We start from the raw sequence: 24097 nt of genomic DNA, 5'->3' as shown, positions 1-24097 counted from the left end.
GCCGATTTTCCCCGGTGGGACTCCGATCGTCTCGGCGTTGCCCGACGTCGTCGGACCGGACAATTCCGGCCAACGACGACCGCGGCGCTAGCTGGTGCCTGCCGACACAAACGGCGGCAGGACGACCTCGCATTCGAGAGCCCGGCCGCGGACGTCGACCACCACGGTGTCACCTTTGGCGATGCCCGCGGACGAATCGATGAGTGCCAACGCGATTCCCACCTTCAGGGTCGGCGAGAAGGTCCCGGATGTGGTGGTACCGATCTGCGTTCCGCCGGGCCCGTCGAGGACGGCGAGGTCTGCGCGCGGCACCCCCCGCCCGGTCGCCCGCAGGCCCCAGAGACGACGGACCGGACCGGCCTCTTTCTCGGCCAGCAGGGCATCGCGACCGAAGAACTCCGGCTTGTTCCAGCCGACGGCCCAACTGCACCGGGCTTGAACCGGACTGATGTCGACGGACAGTTCGTGTCCGTGCAGCGGATAGCCCATCTCGGTGCGCAACGTGTCGCGCGCACCGAGTCCGGCCGGTGCTCCGCCAGCGGCGATGACCGCGGCCGACAACGCCGTGAAGACCGGTTCGCTGTCGTCCCACGTAGGCAGCAACTCGTAGCCGATCTCGCCGGTGTAGCCGGTCCGACAGACGCGGACCGGGTAACGCTGCTGTCCCACAACCATTTCGGTGTCGACAAAGGACATGTACTCCATGTCCGTTGGCAGTCCCAGCCCCGACAGCACCGCCGACGACTGTGGACCCTGGACCGCGAAGACCCCGAAGTCGCGATGCCGGTCGACCACCTCGACGCCGTCGGGAGCCACTGCCTGCAGGGCCGCCACCACGGCGGCAGTGTTGGCGGCGTTGGGAACGAGGAACACGTCTTCGTCAGAGACCCAGTAAGCGATGAGGTCATCGATCACACCGCCGGAGTCGTTGGCGCACAACGTGTACTGCGCTTTGCCCGGGTGGATCTTGTTCAAGTCGTTGGTCAGGCAACGGTTGACGAACTCCGCCGCACCTGGCCCGGTGACCGAGGCCTTGCCCAGGTGACTCACATCGAAGATGCCCACCGTCTCGCGGACCGCGGTGTGTTCGGCAACAGTGCCCGCATAGGACACCGGCATGTTCCAGCCACCGAACTCGGCAAAACTCGCGCCGAGTCCGCGATGCAGTTCCTCGATGGGGCCTGCCAGCAATTCACCTTCGCTCATGCGCCCAACGCTATCGCGTCGCGAGAGCGAGTCGGGTACGACCACTAAGCTTGGTCGAGAGCAAGGTACGGCTACGAGTGGGAGTGAAGTGTGAGCAAGTCAAGCGCAAAACGTCAGCTGGGTCCGCAACTGTCACTGGCCACCGGGATCAGCAAGGACGACGATGTCCTGGTCATCGGACTGACCACCGCAGACGAAGAGGGTGGCGCACCGAGTCTTGTCATCGGTGAAGGACTCCTCGACGACGCCACCGCCTCCACAATCGACGATGCGCTCGCCGCACTCGGCGCGAAAGGTTCGGCAGGCGAGCTGACCAAGCTCCCCGCGCCCGCAGGCCTGGGAGTGACATCGGTGCTTGCAGTCGGACTCGGCGCGCCCGACAAGCTCGATGATGCCGAACACATTCGCCGTCAGGCCGGTGTGGCCGCCCGCAGCCTGCAGGGTGTGGGCACCGCGGTGACCAGTCTTCCGGCCGCCGACCTCGCAGCCACCGCGGAAGGCTTCTTCCTCGGCGCCTACCGGTTCGACGAGTTCCGCTCGACACCGCCCGAAAAGGCACCCCTGGCAGCGGTCCGCCTGCTGGTACCTGCCGCCGACAAGAGCACCGAGGCGGAATTGGATCGCGCGGCGGCCATCGCCCGCTCAGTTGCCATCGCGCGCGACTTCGTGAACACACCGCCGAGTCACCTGTTCCCCGAAGAGTTCGCCGACCGCGCCAAGGCCCTCGGCTCCGCGGCCGGACTCAAGGTCGAGATCCTCGACGAGTCCGCCCTGGACAAGGCCGGCTACGGCGGCATCATCGGCGTCGGCAAGGGCAGCTCACGTCCGCCTCGCCTGGTCCGGCTGAGCCACACCGCAGGCAAGAAGGCCAAGACCGTTGCCCTCGTCGGCAAGGGCATCACCTTCGACACCGGCGGCATCTCGATCAAGCCGGCCGCGGGCATGGAGAACATGACCTCCGACATGGGTGGCGCCGCCGCCGTGATCGCCACCGTGATCCTGGCTGCCGAGCTCAATGTCGGGGTCAACGTCATCGCCACGGTTCCGATGGCCGAGAACATGCCCTCGAGCACCGCGCAGCGTCCCGGTGACGTCCTGACCCAGTACGGCGGCAAGACCGTCGAGGTCATCAACACCGACGCCGAGGGCCGGCTGATCCTGGCCGACGCCATCGTGCGCGCCTGCGAGGACGAGCCCGACTACCTGATCGACACCGCCACCCTCACCGGCGCCCAGATGGTTGCCCTGGGCACCCGCACCCCTGGCGTGATGGGCACCGACGAGTTCCGCGACCGGGTCGCATCGATCTCGCAAGCCGAGGGCGAATCGGGTTGGCCGATGCCATTTCCGGAAGAGCTACGCCCCGATCTCGATTCACGCGTCGCCGACCTGGCCAACGTCACCAACCACCGCTGGGGCGGAATGCTCTCGGCGGGTATCTACCTGCGCGAGTTCGTGGCGAAGGATGTGCAGTGGGTGCACATCGACATCGCCGGTCCGGCTTTCAACACCGGCGGCCCGTGGGGCTACACCGGCAAGGGTGGAACCGGGGTGCCAGTGCGGACCATCTTCGCCGTACTGGAGGACATCGCTGCCGAAGGATGAGGCAAAAGGTAGGGTTTAGAACGGCGGTTCGCCTCATCCGGCGGATCACCACCTCCATGCCTGCCACCAACACTGGTGGTAAGGCCCAGACCGTAGACCGCACACCGGTTCTCGAAATCAAGGAGTCGACAACGATGGCCTTCTCCGTCCAAATGCCAGCCCTGGGTGAAAGCGTCACCGAAGGCACCGTCACCAGGTGGCTCAAGCAGGAGGGTGACACGGTCGAGGCCGACGAACCGTTGCTGGAGGTGTCGACCGACAAGGTCGACACCGAGATCCCCGCACCGGCGTCCGGCGTCCTGATCAAGATCGTCGCGCAAGAAGATGATGTCGTCGAGGTCGGTGGCGAGCTCGCCCAGATCGGCGACGCCGGCGAGTCCGCCGGTGACAGCACTCCTGCGCAGGAATCCACACCCGAGCCAGAAGCCGAGCCAGAAGCAGAGCCGGAGCCCGAGCCCGAGGCGCCGGCAACCCCGGCCGCGTCGGCACCGGCAGCCGGATCCGCCGAAGGTACCGACATCACGATGCCCGAACTGGGCGAGTCCGTGACCGAGGGCACCGTCACCCGTTGGCTCAAGGAGGTCGGAGACTCTGTCGCGGCCGACGAGCCACTGCTCGAGGTCTCCACCGACAAGGTCGACACCGAGATCCCGTCGCCCGTCGCCGGCACACTGCTCGAGATCATCGCCTCCGAGGACGACGTCGTCGAGGTCGGCGGCCGTCTGGCCGTGGTCGGCTCTGCCGAGTCGAAGCCGACCGTGGCGCCGTCCGAACCCGAGCCGGAGCCCGAGGCCGCACCTGAGCCGAAGGAAGAGCCCAAGCCGAAGGCGCAGGCAAAGCCGGAGCCGGTTGCAGAAAAGAAGCCGGAGCCGAAGGAAGAGCCCAAGCCGGCAGCCGAGCAGGAGTCGACACCGTATGTGACCCCGCTCGTCCGCAAGCTCGCGGCCGAGAACAATGTCGACCTGGGCGCCATCAAGGGCACCGGCGTCGGTGGCCGCATCCGCAAGCAGGATGTGTTGGCCGCCGCCGAGGCCGCCAAGGCACCGGCCGCCCCGGCAACCCCGGAACCGGCTGCAGCACAGGCGAAGTCGGCCCCAGAGAAGTCGGCTCCGGCCGCACCGAGCCCGGAGTTGGCCAAGCTGGTCGGCACCACGCAGAAGATCAACCGGATCCGTCAGATCACCGCCAAGAAGACCCGCGAATCCCTGCAGGAGAGCGCACAGCTCACCCAGGTCTTCGAGGTCGACATGACGAAGATCGCCACCCTGCGGGCAGCCGCGAAGGCAGGCTTCAAGGCCAGCGAAGGTGTCAACCTGACCTACCTGCCGTTCATTGCCAAGGCAGTGGTGGAGGCGCTCAAGGCGCATCCGAACGTCAACGCCTCGATCAACGAAGAGGCCAAGGAGATCACGTACTACTCCAAGGTCCACCTCGGCATCGCGGTCGACACCGAGCAGGGCCTGCTCTCCCCCGTCATCCACAACGCCGACGATCTGTCGATCGCCGGCCTGGCGCGGGCCATCGCAGATATCGCGGCACGGGCACGGAGCAACAACCTCAAGCTCGACGATCTGACCGGTGGTACCTTCACCATCACCAACATCGGTAGCCAGGGTGCGCTATTCGACACCCCGATCCTGGTTCCGCCGCAGGCGGCCATGCTCGGTACCGGTGCCATCGTCAAGCGCCCGGTGGTCATGACCGGTGCCGACGGTTCGGAATCGATCGCAGTGCGGTCGATGTCGTTCCTGCCGCTCACCTACGATCACCGCCTCATCGACGGCGCCGACGCCGGCCGCTTCCTGAGCACCGTGAAGCATCGCCTCGAAGAGGCTGCTTTCGAGGCGGATCTAGGACTGTAGGAAGTCCATGCGGATCGCCATAGCGGGATCTTCTGGCCTGATCGGCTCGGCCCTGGTGGACAGTCTCACCGGGGCCGGCCATCAGGTCGTCCGCCTGGTTCGCCGTCCCGCCACTGCCCCGGATCAAATCCAATGGGAGCCTGATTCATTCGGCATCGATCCCGCCACGTTGGCGGGGGTCGACGCGGTGGTGAATCTCTGCGGTCGCGGTATCGCCGACAGCCGGTGGTCCGGACACGTCAAGCAGCAGCTCCGAGACAGCCGGATCATCCCGACACAGGTGCTCGCCGAAGCAATCCGGATCGCCGGTGTGCCCCTATTTGTGAGTTCCAGCGCAACCGGTTTCTACGGCGACACCGGTCCACGGGTGGTCACCGAGGACGATCCCGCAGGCACCGGGTTCCTCGCAGATCTGACCACCGACTGGGAAGCCGCGGCTCTCCTCGCGCAGTCGTCCGGATCCCAGACCACGGTGGCACTGATCCGCACTGCGCCGGTGATGTCTCCGTCCGGTGGCATGCTCGGCAAACTGCGGCGGTTGTTCAGTCTCGGACTCGGTGGCCGGTTGGGCAACGGTCAGCAATACATGCCGTGGATCAGCCTTGTCGACACCGTGCGGGTCCTGGAGTTCGTGTTGACGCGGCCGATTGCCGGTCCGGTCAACATGTGCGCACCCCTGTCGGTCACGAACGCCGAGTTCACCAAGGCGTTGGGACGTGCGTTGCACCGCCCCACACCGTTTGCGGTACCGGCGTTCGTGTTGTCGAAAGCCGCAGGTGAGATGGCCGAGGAAATGTTGTTGCATGGTCAGAACGTTGTACCGAAGGTGCTGACCGAACACGGCTTCGAATTCCGCCATCCCACCATCGATTCCGCGCTCGCGTACGCGGTCGGCAAGGGCGCCTGATGCCCAGCGCTCGTCTATCCGCTGCACCTCTCGAGGTCCGCTGGCTGGGCCGGGTCGACTACCAGGAGACCTTCGACCTGCAACATCGACTCGCGAATGAACGTGCCGACGGTGTCCTCGACCACGACGTCCTACTGCTGCTCGAACACCCGTCGGTCTACACCGCGGGCAGGCGTACCGAGGATGCCGACCGTCCCACCGATGGCTCCCCCGTGATCGACGTCGACCGCGGCGGGAAGATCACCTGGCACGGACCCGGTCAGCTGGTCGCCTACCCGATCGTCGCGTTGGCCAGTCCGGTCGACGTCGTCGATTACGTCCGGCGACTGGAAGAAGCGATGATCCATGTCTGCCAGACCCTTGGTCTATCGACGTTCCGGGTCGACGGTCGCTCTGGTGTCTGGGCGGTCGATCAGCCGGCACACGTAGAGAGTCGTCCTCGCCCCGACCGCAAGATCGGCGCGATCGGCATCCGGGTGGCACGGGCGGTGGCTTTGCACGGCATCGCCGTGAACTGCGACCCCGACCTGCGTGCCTTCGGCTCGATCATCCCCTGCGGCATCCCCGACGCCGGAGCTGGTTCACTCACCGACGAACTCGGTCGCACGATCACGGTCGACGAGGTTCGTCCCGTGCTCGCCGCGGCGATCGCCGACGCCCTCGACGGGACGTTGCCGGTCAGCTCACACACTGCATCAACCAAGGTCACCGAGCGTGACAATCGAACCCACGTAGGATCTCTCCAGTGACTGTTTCGCACGACAAACCAGCCAAATCGAGCGCATCGGCATCAGTTGGCCCGAACGGGCGCAAACTTCTGCGCCTCGAGGCCCGCAACTCCGAGACACCGATCGAGCGCAAGCCGTCGTGGATCAAGACCCGCGCCACGATGGGTCCGGAGTTCACCGAACTCAAGGCCCTGGTCAAGAGCGAAGGCCTGCACACGGTCTGCGAAGAGGCAGGCTGCCCCAACATCTACGAGTGCTGGGAAGACCGCGAGGCAACCTTCCTGATCGGTGGCGAGCAGTGCACCCGGCGCTGCGACTTCTGCCAGATCGACACCGGCAAGCCCGATGACCTCGACCGCGACGAACCCCGCCGGGTCGCCGAGAGTGTGGCGACGATGGGTCTGCGGTATTCAACCGTGACCGGTGTGGCCCGCGACGACCTCGCCGACGGCGGCGCCTGGCTCTACGCCGAAACGGTCCGGTACATCAAGCAGCTCAACCCGACCACCGGTGTCGAACTGCTCATCCCCGACTTCAACGCCGACCCCGACCAGCTGGCCGAGGTCTTCGCCTCCCGCCCAGAGGTGTTGGCGCACAACGTCGAAACCGTGCCGCGCATCTTCAAGCGGATCCGCCCGGCATTCCGTTACCAGCGCAGCATGGACGTCATCACCGCAGCACGCGACTACGGCTTGGTGACCAAGTCGAACCTGATCCTGGGCATGGGCGAGACACCCGAAGAGGTCCGCGAGGCGATGGTCGACCTGCACGAGGCCGGCTGCGACATCCTCACCATCACCCAGTACCTGCGCCCCTCACCGCGGCATCATCCGGTGGACCGGTGGGTCAAGCCCGAAGAGTTCGTCGAGCATTCGAAGTTCGCAGAAGACCTCGGTTACGCCGGTGTCATGGCCGGACCACTGGTTCGCTCGTCGTATCGGGCCGGCCGCTTGTACGCGCAGGCGATGAAGCATCACGGACGGGAACTCCCCGAGGCGATGTCCCATCTGACCGACGGCGGAAGTGCCAGCCAGGAAGCCTCTTCGCTGATGGCCCGCCTCGCCCGCTGAGCCCTGATCGGCGCCGCCTGCCGACCAGATTTCCGGATCATCGGAGGGCGGGGGTACCGGGTTTGGCGGATGTCTACTGCGGGCCAGTATCCTGATGGGCATGGCGAAGGCAACAAAGGCGACAAAAGAAGCAAAGGCGGCCGCGAAGGCTGCCCGTAGGGAAGCGTCGCGAGCCCGCCGCAAGCAACTGTGGCAGGCGTTCCAGATGCAGCGCAAAGAAGACAAGCTGCTGTTGCCACTGATGATCGGCACCATCGTCGGCGCGACGGTGATTGCAGTTCTCGTCGGAATCTTTGTCGGCGGCCTGATCTTCGTCCTCCCGATGGGCATCGTGCTCGGCGTGCTGCTCGCGTTCATCATCTTCGGACGCCGCGTTCAGAAGACGGTCTTCCGCAAGGCGGACGGTCAGGCCGGTGCCGCGGCCTGGGCGTTGGACAACATGCGTGGCCAGTGGCGGGTCAAGCAGGCCGTCACCGGTACCGCTCAGCTCGACGCCATCCATCGCGTGATCGGCAGGCCGGGTGTGATCCTCGTCGCCGAAGGGTCGCCGAGCCGCACCAAGCCGCTGCTGGCCCAGGAGAAGAAGCGGGTCGCCCGCATCGTCGGCGACACCCCGATCTACGACATCACCGTCGGCAACGAAGAGGGTCAGGTTCCGCTCAAGAACCTCGAAAAGCACCTGAACAAACTTCCGAAGAACATTGACAAGAACCGTATCGACGCGCTGGAGTCACGGCTCGCCGCGCTCGGCGGCAAACAGCCCGGTCCGGGCATGCCCAAGGGCCCGATGCCGGCGGGCGCCAAGATGCGCAGCATCCAGCGCACCGCACGCCGTCGCTGATCGGTCTCCACGCCGCAACAAAAAAACCACCCGTCTTCCGCGGGTGGTTTTTTGTTGGCGCTGAACTGCTCAGCGAGTACGGATCAACGCTGTACCGGTCGCCCGGTCGTGCATGCCGCGGCCGTCGTGGTCGTTGATCAGCGGCGGGACCAAGAACACGATCAGGATCTGCCGGACGAATGCGCGGACGAAACCGACTCGCTCTACCCCGTCGACGCGAGCGACCCGCATGCCGGTGAGGAATTGTCCCGGGGTGAACCCGAAGGCCGTCACCGAACCGACACCGACCACGAACCAGACGAGCAAGACCACATTGGACAGGATCGGCGACTGCAGGTCACGGACGAAGATCAGCGTCACGCCACCGGACATCAGCCAGTCGGCGAGCAACCCGAGGCAGCGATGCCAGGAAGATGCCAACGAGTTCGGACCGGACTCGGCCAAACCGAGCTTTTCGCCGCGGTAGGCACCTACTTCGACATTGTCTCCGAGTGCTGCCTGCGGGCCAGAAAGCCACGATCCGGTAATACGTCCCATGGCCATAATCATAGATGTGCTGCGAGAACAGTCCCACCAAGCATTATGCGGCCCATCTCACACTCCGATTCCTGCTGGAAAGGCGCGCGTAACACGGGCGAAACACCGAAGTATCTGGCTAGCAACCTGACGTCAATACGGTCAGCGTTGATGATCCGCCGCTCTACAGTGGACAGGGACAATCGCCAGCCCTTGCAACATCCATGAATATGGTGCTGGCAGCAATTGGGCACGAGTGAAGGAGTCACCCGCAGGTGTACAACACAAAAGAAGAACTGCTCGAGGGCATCAAGGCTGAAGGTGTCGAATACGTCGACATCCGCTTCTGCGATCTCCCCGGAACGATGCAGCATTTCTCGATCCCGGCAACAGCCTTCGACGAAAGCGTCTTCGAAGACGGCCTGGCATTCGACGGTTCGTCGGTTCGCGGCTTCCAGTCGATCGACGAGTCGGACATGATGTTGCTGCCCGACCCGACGACCGCACGCATCGATCCTTTCCGCAAGGCAAAGACGATGAACGTGACCTTCTTCGTGCACGACCCGTTCACGCGTGAGTCCTACAGCCGCGACCCGCGCAACGTCGCCCGCAAGGCGCAGGATTACCTGCTCAGCACCGGCATCGCCGATACCTGCTACTTCGGCGCCGAGGCCGAGTTCTACATCTTCGACTCGGTCTCGTTCAGCTCTGAGATCAACGGCACCCACTACAACGTGGAATCGGAGTCGGGTTGGTGGAACGCCGGTTCGCAGCAGAACCCGGACGGCTCCCCGAACCTCGGCTACAAGGTTCGCCAAAAAGGCGGCTACTTCCCCGTCGCACCGTACGACCACTACGTCGACCTGCGTGATGAGATCTCGACCAACCTGACCAACGCCGGTTTCATCCTCGAGCGTGGGCACCATGAGGTCGGCACCGGTGGCCAGACCGAAATCAACTACAAGTTCGACGAACTGCTGAAGGCCGCTGACGATGTTCAGCTGTTCAAGTACATCGTGAAGAACACCGCATGGAAAAACGGCAAGACCGTCACCTTCATGCCGAAGCCCCTGTTCGGCGACAACGGTTCGGGCATGCACGCCCACCAGTCGCTGTGGAAAGACGGCAAGCCGCTCTTCCACGATGAGGCCGGCTACGCGGGACTTTCCGACATGGCCCGCCACTACATCGGCGGCATCCTGCACCACGCTCCGTCTCTGCTGGCGTTCACCAACCCCACGGTGAACTCTTACAAGCGACTGGTCCCGGGCTACGAGGCCCCGATCAACCTGGTCTACAGCCAGCGCAACCGCTCCGCTTGTGTGCGCATCCCGATCACGGGCAACAACCCGAAGGCCAAGCGCCTCGAGTTCCGTTGCCCCGACAGCTCGGGCAACCCGTACCTCGCGTTCGCTGCCATGATGATGGCCGGCCTCGACGGCATCAAGAACAAGATCGAGCCGCACGAGCCCGTCGACAAGGATCTCTACGAGCTCCCGCCGGAGGAGGCCAAGGGCATCCCGCAGGCTCCGACCTCACTCGGCGCAGTCATCGATCGCCTCGAAGAGGATCACGATTACCTCACCGAAGGTGGCGTGTTCACCGAGGACCTCATCGAGACCTGGATCAGCTTCAAGCGCGAACAAGAAATCGAGCCGGTGCAGATCCGTCCGCACCCGTACGAGTTCGAGCTCTACTACGACGTGTGATCGTCTCCGACGACGCGACGTGTGATCTGATCTTCTGATCTGACGAACCCGGCCCGGCCTTCTGCAGCAATGCAGATCGCCGGGCCGGGTTTTGTCCATCAGATCCAGTCACGGGTCGGCGGACTACTCCAGGACCTCTGGTTGGGTGAGCCGCAGCACCTCCCGGTCGAGCCGAGCCTGGATCGTCAGAAGCGTGGTGCCACCGATCTCGCCGCGATCGCGGAGCGCGATCGCCACCTCTCGCTTCCGGTCGAGGATCGCCAAACGCAATTGCACGTCCTCATGGCTGCGCTTGAGAAGTTCCTGTTCCTCAGCGCGGTCGGGATCCGCGTCGAGAACGGCCAGATGTTCGCGGTAGTCCTCCAAGACTTTCGATCGCACCGGTTCGCTGACACCGAGGTCGTCCGCAAACTTCTCCACGACGCCAACGGCTTCCTGCGCCATCGCACGTTGCGCAGCTGCGAGTTCCTCCTCGCCCGAATGGTCGGCGGGTAGATGTGCCCACCGCAGCACGGCGGGAAGCATCAGACCCTGCACGACCAGACTGAGCAGCACCACGCCGGCTGCGACGAAGATGATCTGATCCCGACCCGAAAACGTCTCACCGCTGGTGAACGTGGCAGGCACTGAGAGAGCGACCGCAAGGGACACCGCGCCACGAAAACCGGCGACCGTGCTGACAACACGCGCGCGATGTGGCATGCGCCGGCCGCGCTGTGCCGGACGCCGGTCGACAAGGCGGATCAGATATACCGCTCCCATTTGGAACAGGAACCGGATGATCAGCAGTAATGCCCATGCCGCGATCGTCAGAAGGATCAGCGGCGCGATCTGAGAGGTTTCCACCGCGCGGACCGCCGACTGCGCTTCGATCCCTATCAGCGCGAACAGTGCGCCATTGAGAACGAAGGTCGACAGGGACCAGAATCCGTACGTCTGCTGTCGAGACACCGGGGTGCTCACCCACGGGCCGGACTGGGTGATGAAGAGGCCGGCCACCACCACAGCCACGACACCCGACGCATCCACCAATTCCGCCAACATGAAGGCGAGGAAGGGAATCACGAGCAACGTCGTGTTGATGACCAGCGACTCGTCCAGTTGTCGCAACAGCAGAGTCCCCAGCCACGCGATGGCGAGACCCAGAACGCCGCCACCCACGTAGGCGACGACGACCAGCCAAGTGATCGACCAGCCGGTGTACACGCGGTCCCCGACGGCCACCCCGACTGCGATCGTGTACATCACCAGCGCTGTGCCGTCATTGATCAAGCTCTCCGCACGCAGCAATGTCATGTTCCGGTGCGGTAGCGATCGTGCCATCGCCCCAACGGCGGTCGCGTCCGTCGGCGCAAGGGCAGCACCCAAGATGAGTGCGGCCCCAAAGGACATTCCCAGTGCCGTCCCGAGACCAGCGACCCCGAACGCGGTCGCGACCACCAGCAGCGTGCTCAGCAACAGGATGCCCCGCAGATCTCTGCGAATCTCACGCAAAGACGTGGTCAGACTCTCCCAGAACAGCAGAGCGGGCAAGAACAGAACCAATACCGCCTCAGAAGGGAGATGGATTTCGCGTACCTGCGGGACGAAACCCGCCAAGACTCCCAGGACAAGTAATGCCAACGGGACCGGAATACGCAGACGTGGAGCGATTGCCGCACCCACAACCAGGAGTGCTCCGATCAAGACGACCGTCTCGAGCGATTCCATCTGAGCACCACACTTTCAATTCAAACCGCCGCCGATGTTGCCGCTCTCCCCTCTCGCGGTTGACGACGTCAGTCTTGGTCCGATGCTGTGCGCCGCGGTCAAGGTCGATCTGGCGCCAGTCAACCCGATCGATGTCCGGCGCGGCAGGGACTGTGATTACCGGTATCGGGTTGATCCCTGACATGGACGCGGAACCTTGCGCAGGCCAGCAGTCAGAATGTGCTGGCGACAGCCTTGACGGCGATCCACCTGTTTTGCCGCCGCTCGTATGTGACCACCAGCTGCAGGTTCCCAGTTGTGCACGATCACCGGCTAAATCGACCGAAATGTCGCGCTCCTGCGTCGAGAAGTACCGCACAAGTTTATCGCCGCCATACCGCGGCATATCCGAACTGCCGAGCCCGGCCGACCTCCACCCGGAGAGTGAGTCCGCGCACAGGGTGGTCACATATCTGCACCGTGGAGGGGGGTACCGGCAGTACCTGCATCGGCGGGCTCTCCCAGACGCCCGACACTGCGACAACGCTGGTCTTTGTCGGCGATGTTCATCCACGTCGCCCCGACCGACCCAAACCAGCAGACCGACCCAACCAACAGTGGAGATCATCGATGCGAGCAACATTCATGTACGGCGCCGGCGACGTGCGTGTGGAACACGTACCCGATCCGACGATTCAGCTGCCGAGCGACGCGATCGTCCGAGTTGTCCGTGCCTGCGTCTGTGGATCCGATCTGCACCCCTACAACAGCATGGCGGGTTCGCAGGCGCCGACCCCGATGGGCCATGAGTTCCTCGGCGTCGTCGAAGACATCGGCGCGGATGTGACCACCGTGAAGAAGGGTGACTTCGTCATCGGCACCTTCGCGTTTCAGGACAACACCTGTGTCTTCTGCCAGGAGGGTTTTCAGACCGCCTGCGTCAACGGTGGCTGGTATGGACAACCCGGTATCGGTGGCGCGCAGGCTGAAGCAGTCCGCGTGCAACAGGCCAACGGCAGCTTGCTGGCGGTTCCCGTGGACGAGACCTCCGAGTTGTTGCCTTCTCTGCTGACCTTGTCGGACGTCTATCTCACCGGTTATCACGCCGCCCACATGGGTAACGTCTCCCCCGGCAAAACCGTCACCGTCATCGGCGATGGCGCAGTGGGGCTTTCGGCAGTGCTCGCAGCCAAACAACTGGGTGCCGAACGGATCATCCTGATGGGCCGCCACACCACTCGCACCGATCTTGGTCGAGAGTTCGGCGCCACCGATGTGGTCGCCGAGCGTGGCGAAGAAGGAATCGCGAAGGTGATGGACCTGACCGGCGGACTCGGCTCGCACGTGGTCCTCGAGGCCGTCGGTCACATGCCCGCCTACGAACAGTCCTACGGAATCGTGCGACCCGGCGGCGTCATCTCTCGTGTCGGTGTGCCCCAATACGAGGCCGCCCCCGTGGGTTTCGGGTCATTGTTCGGTAAGAACGTCACCCTCAACGGTGGACCGGCACCCGTGCGTGCGTATATCGAGCACGCCATCCCACAGGTGCTGGACGGCCGCATCAACCCGGGGAGGGTGTTCGACCTCACCGTTGGACTGGACAACACGGCCGACGGCTACCGGGCCATGAACGCCCGCGAATCCCTCAAGACACTCGTGCAGCCGTAGCCACCTGCGCGGCGCTCCCGTCGGCAACGTGGGGCGGCAGAGGAGCCGTCGGCTTGATGCTGCCGCTTCACACCACCGTTGCTCTGATCGGCAGATGTTTGAGCCCACCGACAAAGGTGGTGGCGATCAGTTCGGGTTCGCCGGTCAGCTCCACCGACCGCAAGCGTGGCAGCAGTTCGGAGTAGAAGCTGCTGACCTCCATCCGGGCCAGCGCGGCGCCGAGGCAGAAGTGGACCCCGTAGCCGAAGGCGACGTGGTTGTTGGGGCTGCGGCCGACGTCGAATCGGAACGGGTCATCGAAGACGTCTTCGTCCCGGTTGCCCGACACGTAGGACAACAGCAGCGACTCCCCCTGCGCGATCGGCACCCCACGCACCTCGGTGTCCTGCGCTGCGGTCCGCATGAAGGCCTTGACCGGCGTGGTCCACCGGATCATCTCTTCGGCGGCCGACGCCATCAAACCCGGATCGGCGACCAAACGTGCTCGCTCATCCGGGTTTTCGATCAGCGCCTGCATTCCGCCTGCGATGGTCGCGCTGGTGGTGTCATGGCCGGCGGTGGCGATGATGAGGTAGTACGACACCGTCTCGATGTCGGAGAGCGGCGCACCATCGATGGTCGCGTTCGCAATCGTCGACGCCAGATCATCCGTGGGATGTTCGCGCCGAGCAGCGGTCACGGCGTTGAAGTACTCGAACATCTCCAGTAGTGCCATGGTGCGATCTTCCTGGGTGTCACCGCGGTGATACTCCGGTTCGTCACCACCGAGCAGCTCCTGCGTGAGCTTGAGCATCAGCGGGAAGTCGGCCTCGGGTACGCCGAGCAGCGACATGATCACGTACAGCGGATAATTCACCGCGATCTCTTGGACGAAGTCACAGTCGCCGTCCATTGCACGCATCTTGTCGACATAGATCGCGGCCAGTTCGGCGACCCGGGCTTTCATCGCCCTCATCGCCTTGGGACGGAACCAGTCCCCCGCGATCGCCCGCACCACCTTGTGTTCGGGATCGTCCATGTGGATCAGCGTCTTCACCTGGCTCGCGATGTCCATCTCCTCCTGCACGGATTTGATCAGAACCGGACGCGGAAAGTTGGTGAAGAGGGCGTTGTTGCGCGAGATCGCCATGATGTCTTCATGTTTGGTGATCGCCCAGAAGGGGCGGTAGTTCGGCTCCTCCACCAGCGAGACGGGCGCCGTGGCCCGCAGGTGCGTCAGCGCGTCGTGCAGGCGCGCGTCGTCGGTGTATGCCGATGGATCAGCGAGCACCCGCGCTGCATCATCGGTACTCGGAACTGTCATACGAAATCCCCTTACAGATCACTTCTTTGGGCTGGACAATACGTACCGCCCGATGATCATGGGCAGATCCAGGAATGTGCGAATACCCGGTGCCGCTGCACAGAGGGGTTCGATCGCGTGCACGGCATGCATCGCGGTGCCCAGGCAGGCCTGCTCGTTCTCGTCCTCACCGGCGGTGGCGATCTGCGCTTCGAGAACCAGAGAGGGCACGCCCGCCACGGTGACCTTCCATCCTCGTCCGGTTGGCCAGTCCGGCGCCTGATCGTCGCGTAGCCGCGTGATGTGTTCGACGGTCAACGCCTGCCTGCCATCGATGATGGCGGTACAACTGAATCGCTGGGCCGAGACGGTTCCGGCCGCAACCGGGCCTGCCTTCACCTCGAACGGCTCGTCGGTGACCGCCACCTGCCGGTCGAAGGTGAAGTCGTCAATGGTGGCGCCCAGTCCGTCGGCGAGCAACATCAGCGGGGCCCGGAATGACGATCCGGCGAGCACCGGGTCGGCCATCGGCACCTGTTCTTCTGGCAGCTTTCCGAAACCCATGATGTCGAACAGCATCGAAGGGCTGTCGTACTCGCCATAGTCGAGTAGTTCCTGGACGAGGATCGAGTCCACCTGCCTACACAGCCCGGACATGATCAACGGCACCACTTCTGCCGCCCAGCCCGGCTCGATACCGGTGGCGTGCATCGACGATCCGCCTTGTGCGCACGCCGCCTCCAACCGGTCCACCACATCCGCGCCGAGGCTCGCCGGATAGATCAGAGCGGTCACCGCGGTGGAGACGACGTTCTTGCCGGAGGCGAGCAGTTGGCAGATGGTGTCGATGGCGCCCATCGGATCCATCTCCCCCTGCGCCATGTAGAGAACGCAGTCGGCGTCGAGCGCGGTGATGTCCGCAACGCTGTTCGTCGCGAGCACACCGGTGTCGGCGATCCCGCAGATCTCACCGACGTCGAGGCCGACCTTGTTGTCGCTGTGGACATATGCCCCCACCAGCTCCAGGTCGGGATGTCCCACCACCGCGGCCGCGGCATGCCTGCCTACAGAACCCGTGGCCCACTGGATGATTCGAAGTCTGTCCATGCGCGTACGTATTCCTCACCGGGTCCGGGCTGCACCATGTAACTGTAAGTCGTACAGTATCCCACTTTCACTAGCCTGCGACACCTTCCCAAGCACCTCGATGCACGCTAAATTGAAAGCCATACTGTATGGCCCTCGAAACGGAGAACAGTCGTGGACAAAAATGACATGATCCTGATCAGCGTCGATGACCACATCATCGAACCTCCCGACATGTTCAAGAATCACCTACCGAAGAAGTACCTCGACGACGCGCCGCAGTTGGTACACCAGGACAGCGGCGCCGACGTGTGGAAGTTCCGCGACATCGTCATCCCGAACGTCGCACTCAACGCAGTGGCCGGGCGCCCCAAAGAGGAGTACGGCCTCGAACCCGACGGACTCGACGAGATCCGCCCAGGTTGCTTCGACGTCGATGAGCGCGTCAAGGACATGAACGCAGGCGGTGTGCTGGCACAGATGAACTTCCCCTCGTTCCCGGGTTTTGCCGCGCGCCTGTTCGCAACCGACGACCCGGACTTCTCGCTCGCGCTCGTGCAGGCCTACAACGACTGGCACATCGACGAATGGTGCGGGGCGCACCCGGGGCGATTCATCCCGATGGCTTTGCCGGTCATCTGGAATGCCGAGCAGTGCGCCGAGGAGGTCCGCAGAGTCTCCAAAAAGGGCGTCCACTCACTGACATTCAGCGAAAACCCGGCAGCCCTGGGCTATCCGAGCTTCCATGACCCGTACTGGAATCCGCTCTGGAAGGCCCTCGTCGACACCGAGACCGTGCTGTCGGTCCACATCGGTTCCTCGGGCCGGCTCTCGATCCCGGCCGTCGATTCACCACCCGATGTGATGATCACCCTGCAGCCGATGAACATCGTGCAGGCCGCGGCCGACCTGTTGTGGTCCAAGCCGATCAAGGACTACCCCGATCTGAAAGTTGCTCTCTCCGAGGGCGGAACCGGTTGGATCCCCTACTTCCTCGAACGGGTCGATCGCACCTTTGAAATGCACTCGACGTGGACCTTGCAGGACTTCGGGGGCAAACTCCCGAGTGAGGTGTTCCGTGAGCACTTCCTCACCTGCTTCATCAGCGACCCACTCGGAGTGAAACTCCGTCACGAGATCGGCGTCGACAACATCAGCTGGGAGATGGACTATCCCCACAGCGATTCGGTGTGGCCCAATGCCCCCGAAGAGCTGTCCGAGGTGTTCGACGCCGAAAACGTCCCTGACGACGAGATCGACAAGATCACCCATCTCAACGCAATGCGCTGGTATTCGTTTGACCCGTTCGGACATGTGCCTCGCGAGAATGCGACCGTGGGCGCACTGCGTGCGGCGGCCTCCGGCCATGACATCAGCATTCAGGCCCGCAGCCACCACACCATCGATGCAGCCCAGAAGCTCGCGAACTTCCAGACCCAGATCAAGGCGGCCACCAGGCACTCCGCCGCCACATAGGCCCAACCACTTTCGACCCGTCACCAGCATTTTCGAAGAGGAACGAGGCATATGACAAACGCACAGGGCTGGAAGGAAACGCTCTCCGATCTCGAGCGCCGCCGTCAGCGCGCACACGAAATGGGCGGGCCGGACAAGGTTGCCAAACATCACGCGAAGGGCAAACTCGATGCCCGGCAACGGGTTGCACGATTCCTCGATCCAGGTAGCTTCCAGGAGTTCGGCACCCTTGTCGGCGGTGAGATCGCCTCCGACGGCATCGTTGTCGGCTCGGGCCTGGTCAACGGAAACCCGGTGATGATCGGTGCCGAAGACTTCACCACCATGGCGGGCACCATCGCGCCGGGCAGCAACTCCAAGCGTTACCGCATCGCCGAACTTGCTGTGCGCAACAAGATCCCATTGGTCATGATGCTCGAAGGGGCCGGGTTCCGCGCCACCGCCCACGCATACGGACGCACACCCACCGATCTGCTGGCACAAGCGCAGTGTTCGGGTCAGGTCCCGCTGGTCACCGCGGTACTCGGTTCCTCGGCCGGGCACGGCGCCCTGGTCGCCCCCATCTCCGATTTCACCGTCATGTCCGAGCAGGGCGCGATCTTCACCGCCGGACCTCCGGTGGTCAAAGAATCGACCGGAGAAACCATCTCGAAAGAGAATCTCGGCGGACCGGCCACCGCGATTGCCAGCGGCGTCATCCACAACCTGGCTGACGACGATGAAGCCGCCCTCGACGACCTACGGCGGTATCTGGGTTACTTCCCGTCGAGCGCCTGGTCATATCCGCCGTCACTGCCCGCAGGCGACGACGATGACAACGAGCAACGCGCCACCGCAGAGCTTCTCGACGTCATCGCGCGTGACAGTCGGCGGGTTTACGACATGCACGACGTACTCGATATCGTCTTCGACCGTCCCGACTACTTCGAGGTTCAGCCCACGTTCGGTCCGGCGATCATCTGTGCGCTCGCGCATCTGGGCGGTCATCCGGTTGCGGTCGTGGCCAATCAGCCGCAGACGATGGCCGGTTCCATCAACTCCGATGCCGCCGACAAGGCCGCCCATTTCATCAACGTGGCCGATTCGTTCCATCTCCCGCTGATCTTCCTTGCCGACAACCCCGGGATGCTCCCCGGCAGCGAGTCCGAGCGCAGGGGTGTCCTTCGAAGTGGTGCGCGGATGTTCGCGGCACAAACCGGTGCCACCACCATCAAGTTGCATGTCACCCTTCGTAAGGCCTACGGATTCGGCTCGATGGTCATGTCCCTGATCGGATTCGACGGCCAGGCAGCCACTTTCGCCTATCCCGGGGCAACCATGGGCGCGATGAGTGCCGCCGCGTTGAGCCGGGCGTCCAACGCGAAGGAGGACATGAGCACGGTGCTTCGTGAAATGGAACTCGAGGCGTCCTACCGATCGGCCGGACACCTCGGTTTCGATGAACTCATCGATCCCACCGAGACACGCAACGCACTTCTCACCTCACTGGAACGTGCGCTGCGCGGCCGGCAGGCTGCGGCCCAGCCCGTCATGCGAACAACCATCACCCCCTGAGAGGTCAACCCATGAAGGTTCCGTTCACCTGGAAGGTCACCGGCTGGTTCGTGATCGGTTGGTCGCAGGAGTATCCGGTCGGCGAGACCAGGCCGCTGAAGTACTTCGGCGAAGACCTGGTGGCCTACCGGGGCGAGTCCGGGGACATGCACGTGAGTTCGGCGCGCTGTCGGCATCTCGGTGCGCACCTCGGGCACGGCGGAAAGGTGGTGGGCGACTGCGTCGAATGCCCGTTCCACGGCTGGCAGTGGGGCCCGGACGGCGTCAACCAATTCCGGCCCGACGAACCCGATCGACCCAACAAGATGTTGACACTGCGCACCTTCCCGGTTCAGGAGCAGTACGGCCTGGTGTTCATGTGGCATCACCCCCGCGGTGAGCCACCCAAGTGGGAGCTGCCGGACCTGTTCGGGAAGTTTCCGCAATTCCCGACCGACGCGGACGCCTACTACCGGCCGTATCCCGAGTTCGCCCGCAAGTCCGAGCACGAACCGGTCCACCCGCAGATCGTTGCCGAAAACGGCCCTGACAGCGCCCATTTCAGATACGTCCACAATGCCACCGTCACCCCGGTCGGATTGAACTGGGAAGTCGTCGACAACGAGTGGAGATTCCTCACCGGCTGGCCCGATGTGCGCAGCGATGATCCGGACAAGATGGCGCTGTTCATCCACAGCCATTTCTCTGGATTGGGTTTTGCCATCAGCGCTTTCGAGGGCGCCACCAACTATCGTCTGATCTTCGCCTGCACACCGGTCGAGGACGGCTACTCCGACCTTTTCTATTCGATCTGGTGGCCGCGCAACCCTGGCGATGAATCCGATATCCCGCCCGATGACGTCCGGGAGAAGGTCGAAAAACAGTTCCTCGTCACGGTATTCGAGGACCTCAGTATCTGGCGCTACCAGGAGTATGTAGAGCATCCGCCACTGTCCCGGGTTGATGCGCCACCGTTTCGGGCGATGCGCAAGTGGGCAACACAGTTCTACGACGTCCCGCCCACCGAGGCAGTCGGTACCTCATCGTGAAGGTCGATCTCTCCGAGTTGATTGCGCCCGGTCGCACCGCAGTCATCACCCAGGAATTGCAGGGAGCGGTGGTCGGCCCCGACGCAGGTCTGCGGATGCTTGCCGACGAGGCCCGCCGGGAGGCGCTGCCCAACATCGTCCGACTGTTGCCCGCGGCGCGTTCGGCAGGTATTCAGGTGGTGCACGCCCTGGTGCAGCGACGACCGGATGGATTGGGCTCCAACCACAATGCCAAGTTGTTCGCCCTCGGAAGGACCGAGGTCGGTATCACCCCGGGAACGCCGGGTGCCGAATTGATCCCCGAGTTCGGACCGGACCCGTCAGACCTCGTCTTGCGCCGGTGGCACGGACTCGGGCCGATGGGCGGCACCGATCTGGACCCCATCCTGCGCAACCTGGGCGTGAGCACCATCGTGGCAGTGGGGGTCTCGCTGAATGTGGCGATCCCGAACCTGGTGATGGACGCGGTCAACGCCGGCTACCGCGTCGTCGTTCCGAGGGATGCGGTGGCCGGTATCCCCACCGAGTACGGCAACGCCGTCATCGACAACACCCTGTCACTGCTGGCCACCATCACCACCACCGACAAACTGATCGAGGCATGGAAGCAATAGCCCTGCCCCGCCTCACGGTCTGCGACCCCGCCTCGACACCGCGTGGTCGGTCAGGACTTCAGCCTGCGACGGGTCCGCCACCGAACCATGGCGATGGCGAGGTCGCCGCCCCTGCGCATCGGACCGCTGAACGGCGGTGTCGCGATCCCGGTTGTCACCGAGAAGCGCAGATCGGTCCCGACAACCGTGCGGTGGTGGCTGAACGCGTCGAACCCCGCTTTGCCGTGATAGGCGCCCGTACCGCTGTTCCCGACACCGCCGAAGGGCGCATCCGACGGCATCATGTGGATGGCGAAGTCGTTGCGGGCAACTCCCCCACTGCGCGTATGCCGCACGAATGTCCGAAAGTTGTTGTCGTCGGGGCCGAACCAGTAGGCCACCAGCGGTGACGGTCGCCGATTGACCTGGTCGATGGCGTCCGGCAGATCCCGATATGTCCGGACAACCAGCACCGGGCCGAAGATCTCGTCGTGCGCGATCGTCATCTCTTCGTTGATGTTCGAGACGATCGTCGGCGCGATCTTGCGGGTCCGTCCGTCCGGCAGAACTTCGCCTTCGGGGGCAACGGACTCGACGATGCCGCCATGTGAACGTGCCTCATCGAGGAGGCCGAGTATCCGCTCGAAGTTCGCCTGGTTCACCGACGACGAATAGTCGTCGTTGTCGATGATCGTCGGAAACATCGCCGAGAACGTTGCCCGGACCCCGTCGACAAACGTCTCGGCGTGCTCTTCGGGTACCAGCGCATAGTCCGGACAGACACACACCTGACCGCCATTGACCATGCGGCCCTTGGCAATCCGTTGCGCCGATCGCACGATATCGGCATCCGGGGCGACCACCACCGGGTTCTTTCCACCGAGCTCCAGGGTCACCGGGACCAGGTTCTCGGCGGCGGCGCGCGCAACGAGTTTGCCGACCGCCGGTGAACCGGTGAAGAAGAGATGGTCAAAAGGCAGGGCGACGAATTCGGCGGCAATGTCGGGTCCACCGGTGACGACCACCAACTCCGTGTCGTCGAAGTGGCGCGGCGCCAGTTGTGCCGTCAGCTCAGCGGTGTGTGAGGTGATCTCGGACATCTTGATCATCACCCGGTTGCCGGCGGCGAACGCGGTTGCCGCGGGGAGTATCACCAGATTCAGCGGAAAGTTCCACGGTCCGACGATGCCGACGACGCCCAGCGGCGTCGGCTGCACCTGCGCCGTGATCCCGGCCAACCGACCCGCGCGCATCACCGGGGTGGTCCGCATCCACCGTGGGATGTTGGACCGCGTGTGTTCGATGACGGAGATCATCCCGAAGATCTCCGTCATCAGTGTTGCGGTTCTCGACCGGGTACCGAAATCACGAACCATGGCCTCAACGAACTCGTCGGAGTGCTCGAGGACCAGTGCCATCAGACGATCAATACGGTTGCGCCGCAGCGCGGCATCCGGTGGACCATCCTGCAGGAACGATGCTCGCTGCTTGTCCAGGGCCTCCGCGATCTCGGTGCCCATTACTGAGCCATCACGTGATGTTCATCGGACCGGTCTCGACCACCGACCGCAGCAAGCCGAGATCAACGCTCGATTCCTCGGCCGAGGCGATGCAGGCCGCCACGTCTTTGGCGATGTATGGACCGGCCAGGTCCGTGAAGCCCTGGAGTCCACCGATGAGCTGTAGTGATTGCGCCGCCTTGCTGGCACCGCTACACACAGCCAAGGCCTCGAGCAATTGAGCTTCTTCGACGCCCAGCTTCTCCCCCAGTTGGATCGCAGAGGCGACCAATTGAGCATTGGCGGCGAACAGCACATTGTTGATCAGCTTGAGCGCCAACGCACTTCCCACGTCACCGGTGTCGATGATCGGGTCGGCGTACGCAGCCAGGACCGGCCGGACGCGTTCACGTACCGGCTCCGGGCCTGCCAGCAAGACGGTCAGCGTGCCGGCGAGGATGTCATCGGCAGATCCGCTCACCGGTGCATCGATCAGCTCCGGGCCGTCGGGATACTCCGTCTTCAGTGTGGTCAGGGTGCTCAGGAGTCCGGTGGTGTGGGAGACCACAACGGAGCCCGATCTGGCGTTGGCCATGTACCCGCCCTCTCCCCGACCAAGCTCCAGAAGCTGAGGATCGGAGAAGACGCACAGGATCGTGATGTCGCTACCGGCAGCGACCTCGGCAACCGAATCCGCAAGCCGTGCGCCCTGATCCGCCAGTCGGGTCCGCACCTCATCTTTGCGCGCATAGAGCAGCACGTCATGGCCTGCGGCGACCAGACGGGTGACCATGGGCTCACCCATCTGCCCCGCCCCGATGAATCCGATCACGTCTGACATTGCCTCATCCCTCCTCATCCCTACTCGTCATCCCTACTCGTCATCCCTACTCGTCATCCCTACTCGTCACCCTTTCCACGGCTTGGCTTTGATGTAGCCGCCGGCATCGATCCGCAACTGCGTGCCGGTGATGTACTTCGACGCGTCGCTGGCGAGGAAGACCACCGCGTCCGAGACGTCCTGCGGTTCGATGTACGGAACCGGCATCGCCTGCATCGCAGGGAAGCCCATCTCGGCGTCTTCGCGGGTCGGGGCAGCCAGATCGGGGCGGAACACCTTGTACATGCCCTCGTTGTGCAGCATGTCGGTGTTGACGTTGGTGGGGTGGACCGCGTTGACGCGAATCATCCTCTTGGCCAGCTGAATCGACAGATCGTTGACGTACCGGGCCACGATCTGCTTGGCCAGGCTGTACGCCGAGCCACCCGGTCCCTGGTTGGTGGCACTTCCGAGCTGCGCGGCCAGTGAACCCGTTGCGATGATGGAGGACCCGTCAGCGATGTGAGGCAGGCTGGCTTGGATCACGTTGAAAACACCCGACAGATCCGTATCGATCGTGTCCGACCACGACTGCATGGTCTGCCCGTCACCCATCGCGCAGATGCCGGCGTTCGCGACCACGATGTCGAGCCGTCCCAGTTCTTCGACACCGTCGGCCACCGCCTTCCACACCGCGGCACGTTCGCGGACATCAACCACCGCGGTGACCACCCGGACGTTCTCCTTCTCGATCAGCCGAGCCGTTTCCTCCAGATCTTCGGGTCGGGCAAGCGGATAGGTGTTGCCCTCGAGGTCGGCGCAGATGTCCAGTGCGATGATGCTGGCACCCTCGGCCGCCAGATTCACCGCGTGCGAACGCCCCTGGCCGCGTGCGGCACCCGACACCACCGCCACCTTGTTGTCCAGTTTTCCCATGTGCTGATCCCTTTGCTCGTGA

The 24097-nt window shown here is 63.9% G+C and carries 20 protein-coding genes; 12 read left to right on the top strand and 8 right to left on the bottom strand.

Annotated elements, in window-relative coordinates; all coding sequences use genetic code 11:
- Nucleotides 1–87: 87 nt before the first annotated feature.
- Nucleotides 88–1206 carry a glycine cleavage system aminomethyltransferase GcvT gene (gene gcvT, locus AC1TQG_RS27035; RefSeq protein WP_482142014.1) on the bottom strand — a complete coding sequence of 373 codons (1119 nt, stop codon included), beginning with the start codon at nt 1204–1206 and terminating at the stop codon, nt 88–90.
- 90 nt (nt 1207–1296) lie between these two features.
- Here gcvT and AC1TQG_RS27030 point away from each other — a divergent pair, with 90 nt between their 5' ends.
- The 6 genes from AC1TQG_RS27030 to AC1TQG_RS27005 all read left to right on the top strand — a co-directional run bounded on the left by AC1TQG_RS27030 (nt 1297) and on the right by AC1TQG_RS27005 (nt 8219).
- Complete coding sequence (locus AC1TQG_RS27030; protein WP_482142013.1) at nt 1297–2811, top strand: leucyl aminopeptidase; 1515 nt, start codon at nt 1297–1299, stop codon at nt 2809–2811.
- Nucleotides 2812–2945: 134 nt separating this feature from the next.
- Nucleotides 2946–4673 carry a 2-oxoglutarate dehydrogenase, E2 component, dihydrolipoamide succinyltransferase gene (gene sucB, locus AC1TQG_RS27025; RefSeq protein WP_482142144.1) on the top strand — a complete coding sequence of 576 codons (1728 nt, stop codon included), beginning with the start codon at nt 2946–2948 and terminating at the stop codon, nt 4671–4673.
- A gap of 7 nt (nt 4674–4680) precedes the next feature.
- Nucleotides 4681–5580: a TIGR01777 family oxidoreductase gene (locus AC1TQG_RS27020; protein WP_482142012.1), complete on the top strand. Its 900-nt coding sequence runs from the start codon at nt 4681–4683 to the stop codon at nt 5578–5580.
- Nucleotides 5580–6329 (top strand): lipoyl(octanoyl) transferase LipB, encoded by a 750-nt coding sequence (lipB, locus tag AC1TQG_RS27015; protein WP_482142011.1) that lies wholly within the window; start codon nt 5580–5582, stop codon nt 6327–6329. The genes AC1TQG_RS27020 and lipB overlap by 1 nt, the downstream gene beginning before the upstream one ends.
- The gene (lipA, locus tag AC1TQG_RS27010) at nt 6326–7378 is read left to right on the top strand and encodes a lipoyl synthase (protein WP_482142010.1); all 1053 of its coding nucleotides are present in this window, start codon (nt 6326–6328) and stop codon (nt 7376–7378) included. The genes lipB and lipA overlap by 4 nt, the downstream gene beginning before the upstream one ends.
- A 100-nt stretch (nt 7379–7478) precedes the next feature.
- Entirely contained in the window at nt 7479–8219 is a 741-nt protein-coding gene (locus AC1TQG_RS27005) for a DUF4191 domain-containing protein (protein ID WP_482142009.1), read from the top strand.
- A gap of 69 nt (nt 8220–8288) precedes the next feature.
- On the opposite strand, the gene AC1TQG_RS27000 is transcribed toward AC1TQG_RS27005, so the two are convergent.
- Nucleotides 8289–8756 carry an RDD family protein gene (locus tag AC1TQG_RS27000; RefSeq protein WP_482142008.1) on the bottom strand — a complete coding sequence of 156 codons (468 nt, stop codon included), beginning with the start codon at nt 8754–8756 and terminating at the stop codon, nt 8289–8291.
- Nucleotides 8757–9010: 254 nt separating this feature from the next.
- Between AC1TQG_RS27000 and glnA the strand changes: the two genes are divergently transcribed.
- A complete protein-coding gene (glnA, locus tag AC1TQG_RS26995) occupies nt 9011–10444 on the top strand; it encodes a type I glutamate--ammonia ligase (protein ID WP_482142007.1) in 1434 nt (477 codons plus the stop codon).
- Between the two features lie 123 nt (nt 10445–10567).
- Here the strand turns inward: glnA and AC1TQG_RS26990 are convergent, their stop codons facing one another.
- Complete coding sequence (locus AC1TQG_RS26990) at nt 10568–12154, bottom strand: Na+/H+ antiporter (protein WP_482142006.1); 1587 nt, start codon at nt 12152–12154, stop codon at nt 10568–10570.
- Between the two features lie 609 nt (nt 12155–12763).
- Here AC1TQG_RS26990 and AC1TQG_RS26985 point away from each other — a divergent pair.
- Nucleotides 12764–13801, top strand: coding sequence for a zinc-binding dehydrogenase (locus AC1TQG_RS26985; protein WP_482142005.1), 1038 nt, complete (start codon nt 12764–12766; stop codon nt 13799–13801).
- A 67-nt stretch (nt 13802–13868) separates the two neighbouring features.
- Here AC1TQG_RS26985 and AC1TQG_RS26980 read toward each other — a convergent pair whose 3' ends face one another.
- Both AC1TQG_RS26980 and AC1TQG_RS26975 read right to left on the bottom strand, forming a co-directional pair.
- A complete protein-coding gene (locus AC1TQG_RS26980) occupies nt 13869–15104 on the bottom strand; it encodes a cytochrome P450 (protein ID WP_482142004.1) in 1236 nt (411 codons plus the stop codon).
- Nucleotides 15105–15122: 18 nt separating this feature from the next.
- A complete protein-coding gene (locus AC1TQG_RS26975) occupies nt 15123–16190 on the bottom strand; it encodes an NAD(P)H-dependent amine dehydrogenase family protein (protein ID WP_482142003.1) in 1068 nt (355 codons plus the stop codon).
- Nucleotides 16191–16343: 153 nt separating this feature from the next.
- Between AC1TQG_RS26975 and AC1TQG_RS26970 the strand changes: the two genes are divergently transcribed.
- The 4 genes from AC1TQG_RS26970 to AC1TQG_RS26955 are packed head-to-tail and all read left to right on the top strand — an operon-like array spanning nt 16344 to nt 20841.
- Entirely contained in the window at nt 16344–17645 is a 1302-nt protein-coding gene (locus tag AC1TQG_RS26970) for an amidohydrolase family protein (RefSeq protein ID WP_482142002.1), read from the top strand.
- A gap of 51 nt (nt 17646–17696) precedes the next feature.
- On the top strand, nt 17697–19199 hold the full coding sequence (locus AC1TQG_RS26965; RefSeq protein WP_482142001.1) for an acyl-CoA carboxylase subunit beta: 1503 nt from the start codon (nt 17697–17699) through the stop codon (nt 19197–19199).
- Between the two features lie 11 nt (nt 19200–19210).
- Nucleotides 19211–20227, top strand: coding sequence for a Rieske 2Fe-2S domain-containing protein (locus tag AC1TQG_RS26960; RefSeq protein ID WP_482142000.1), 1017 nt, complete (start codon nt 19211–19213; stop codon nt 20225–20227).
- Nucleotides 20224–20841 carry a cysteine hydrolase family protein gene (locus AC1TQG_RS26955; RefSeq protein ID WP_482141999.1) on the top strand — a complete coding sequence of 206 codons (618 nt, stop codon included), beginning with the start codon at nt 20224–20226 and terminating at the stop codon, nt 20839–20841. Before AC1TQG_RS26960 ends, AC1TQG_RS26955 begins: the two co-directional genes overlap by 4 nt.
- 50 nt (nt 20842–20891) lie before the next feature.
- On the opposite strand, the gene AC1TQG_RS26950 is transcribed toward AC1TQG_RS26955, so the two are convergent.
- From AC1TQG_RS26950 to AC1TQG_RS26940, 3 genes are all read right to left on the bottom strand, one after another.
- Nucleotides 20892–22340: a coniferyl aldehyde dehydrogenase gene (locus AC1TQG_RS26950; protein ID WP_482141998.1), complete on the bottom strand. Its 1449-nt coding sequence runs from the start codon at nt 22338–22340 to the stop codon at nt 20892–20894.
- 10 nt (nt 22341–22350) lie between these two features.
- Nucleotides 22351–23160 (bottom strand): NAD(P)-dependent oxidoreductase, encoded by an 810-nt coding sequence (locus AC1TQG_RS26945; RefSeq protein WP_482141997.1) that lies wholly within the window; start codon nt 23158–23160, stop codon nt 22351–22353.
- Nucleotides 23161–23226: 66 nt separating this feature from the next.
- On the bottom strand, nt 23227–24075 hold the full coding sequence (locus tag AC1TQG_RS26940; RefSeq protein ID WP_482141996.1) for a mycofactocin-coupled SDR family oxidoreductase: 849 nt from the start codon (nt 24073–24075) through the stop codon (nt 23227–23229).
- Nucleotides 24076–24097 lie beyond the last annotated feature (22 nt).

The organism is Williamsia sp. Y844 (assembly GCF_056786475.1).
The sequence above is the reverse complement of the archived record's forward strand: the minus strand, read 5'-3'. Positions and strand labels throughout refer to the sequence as shown.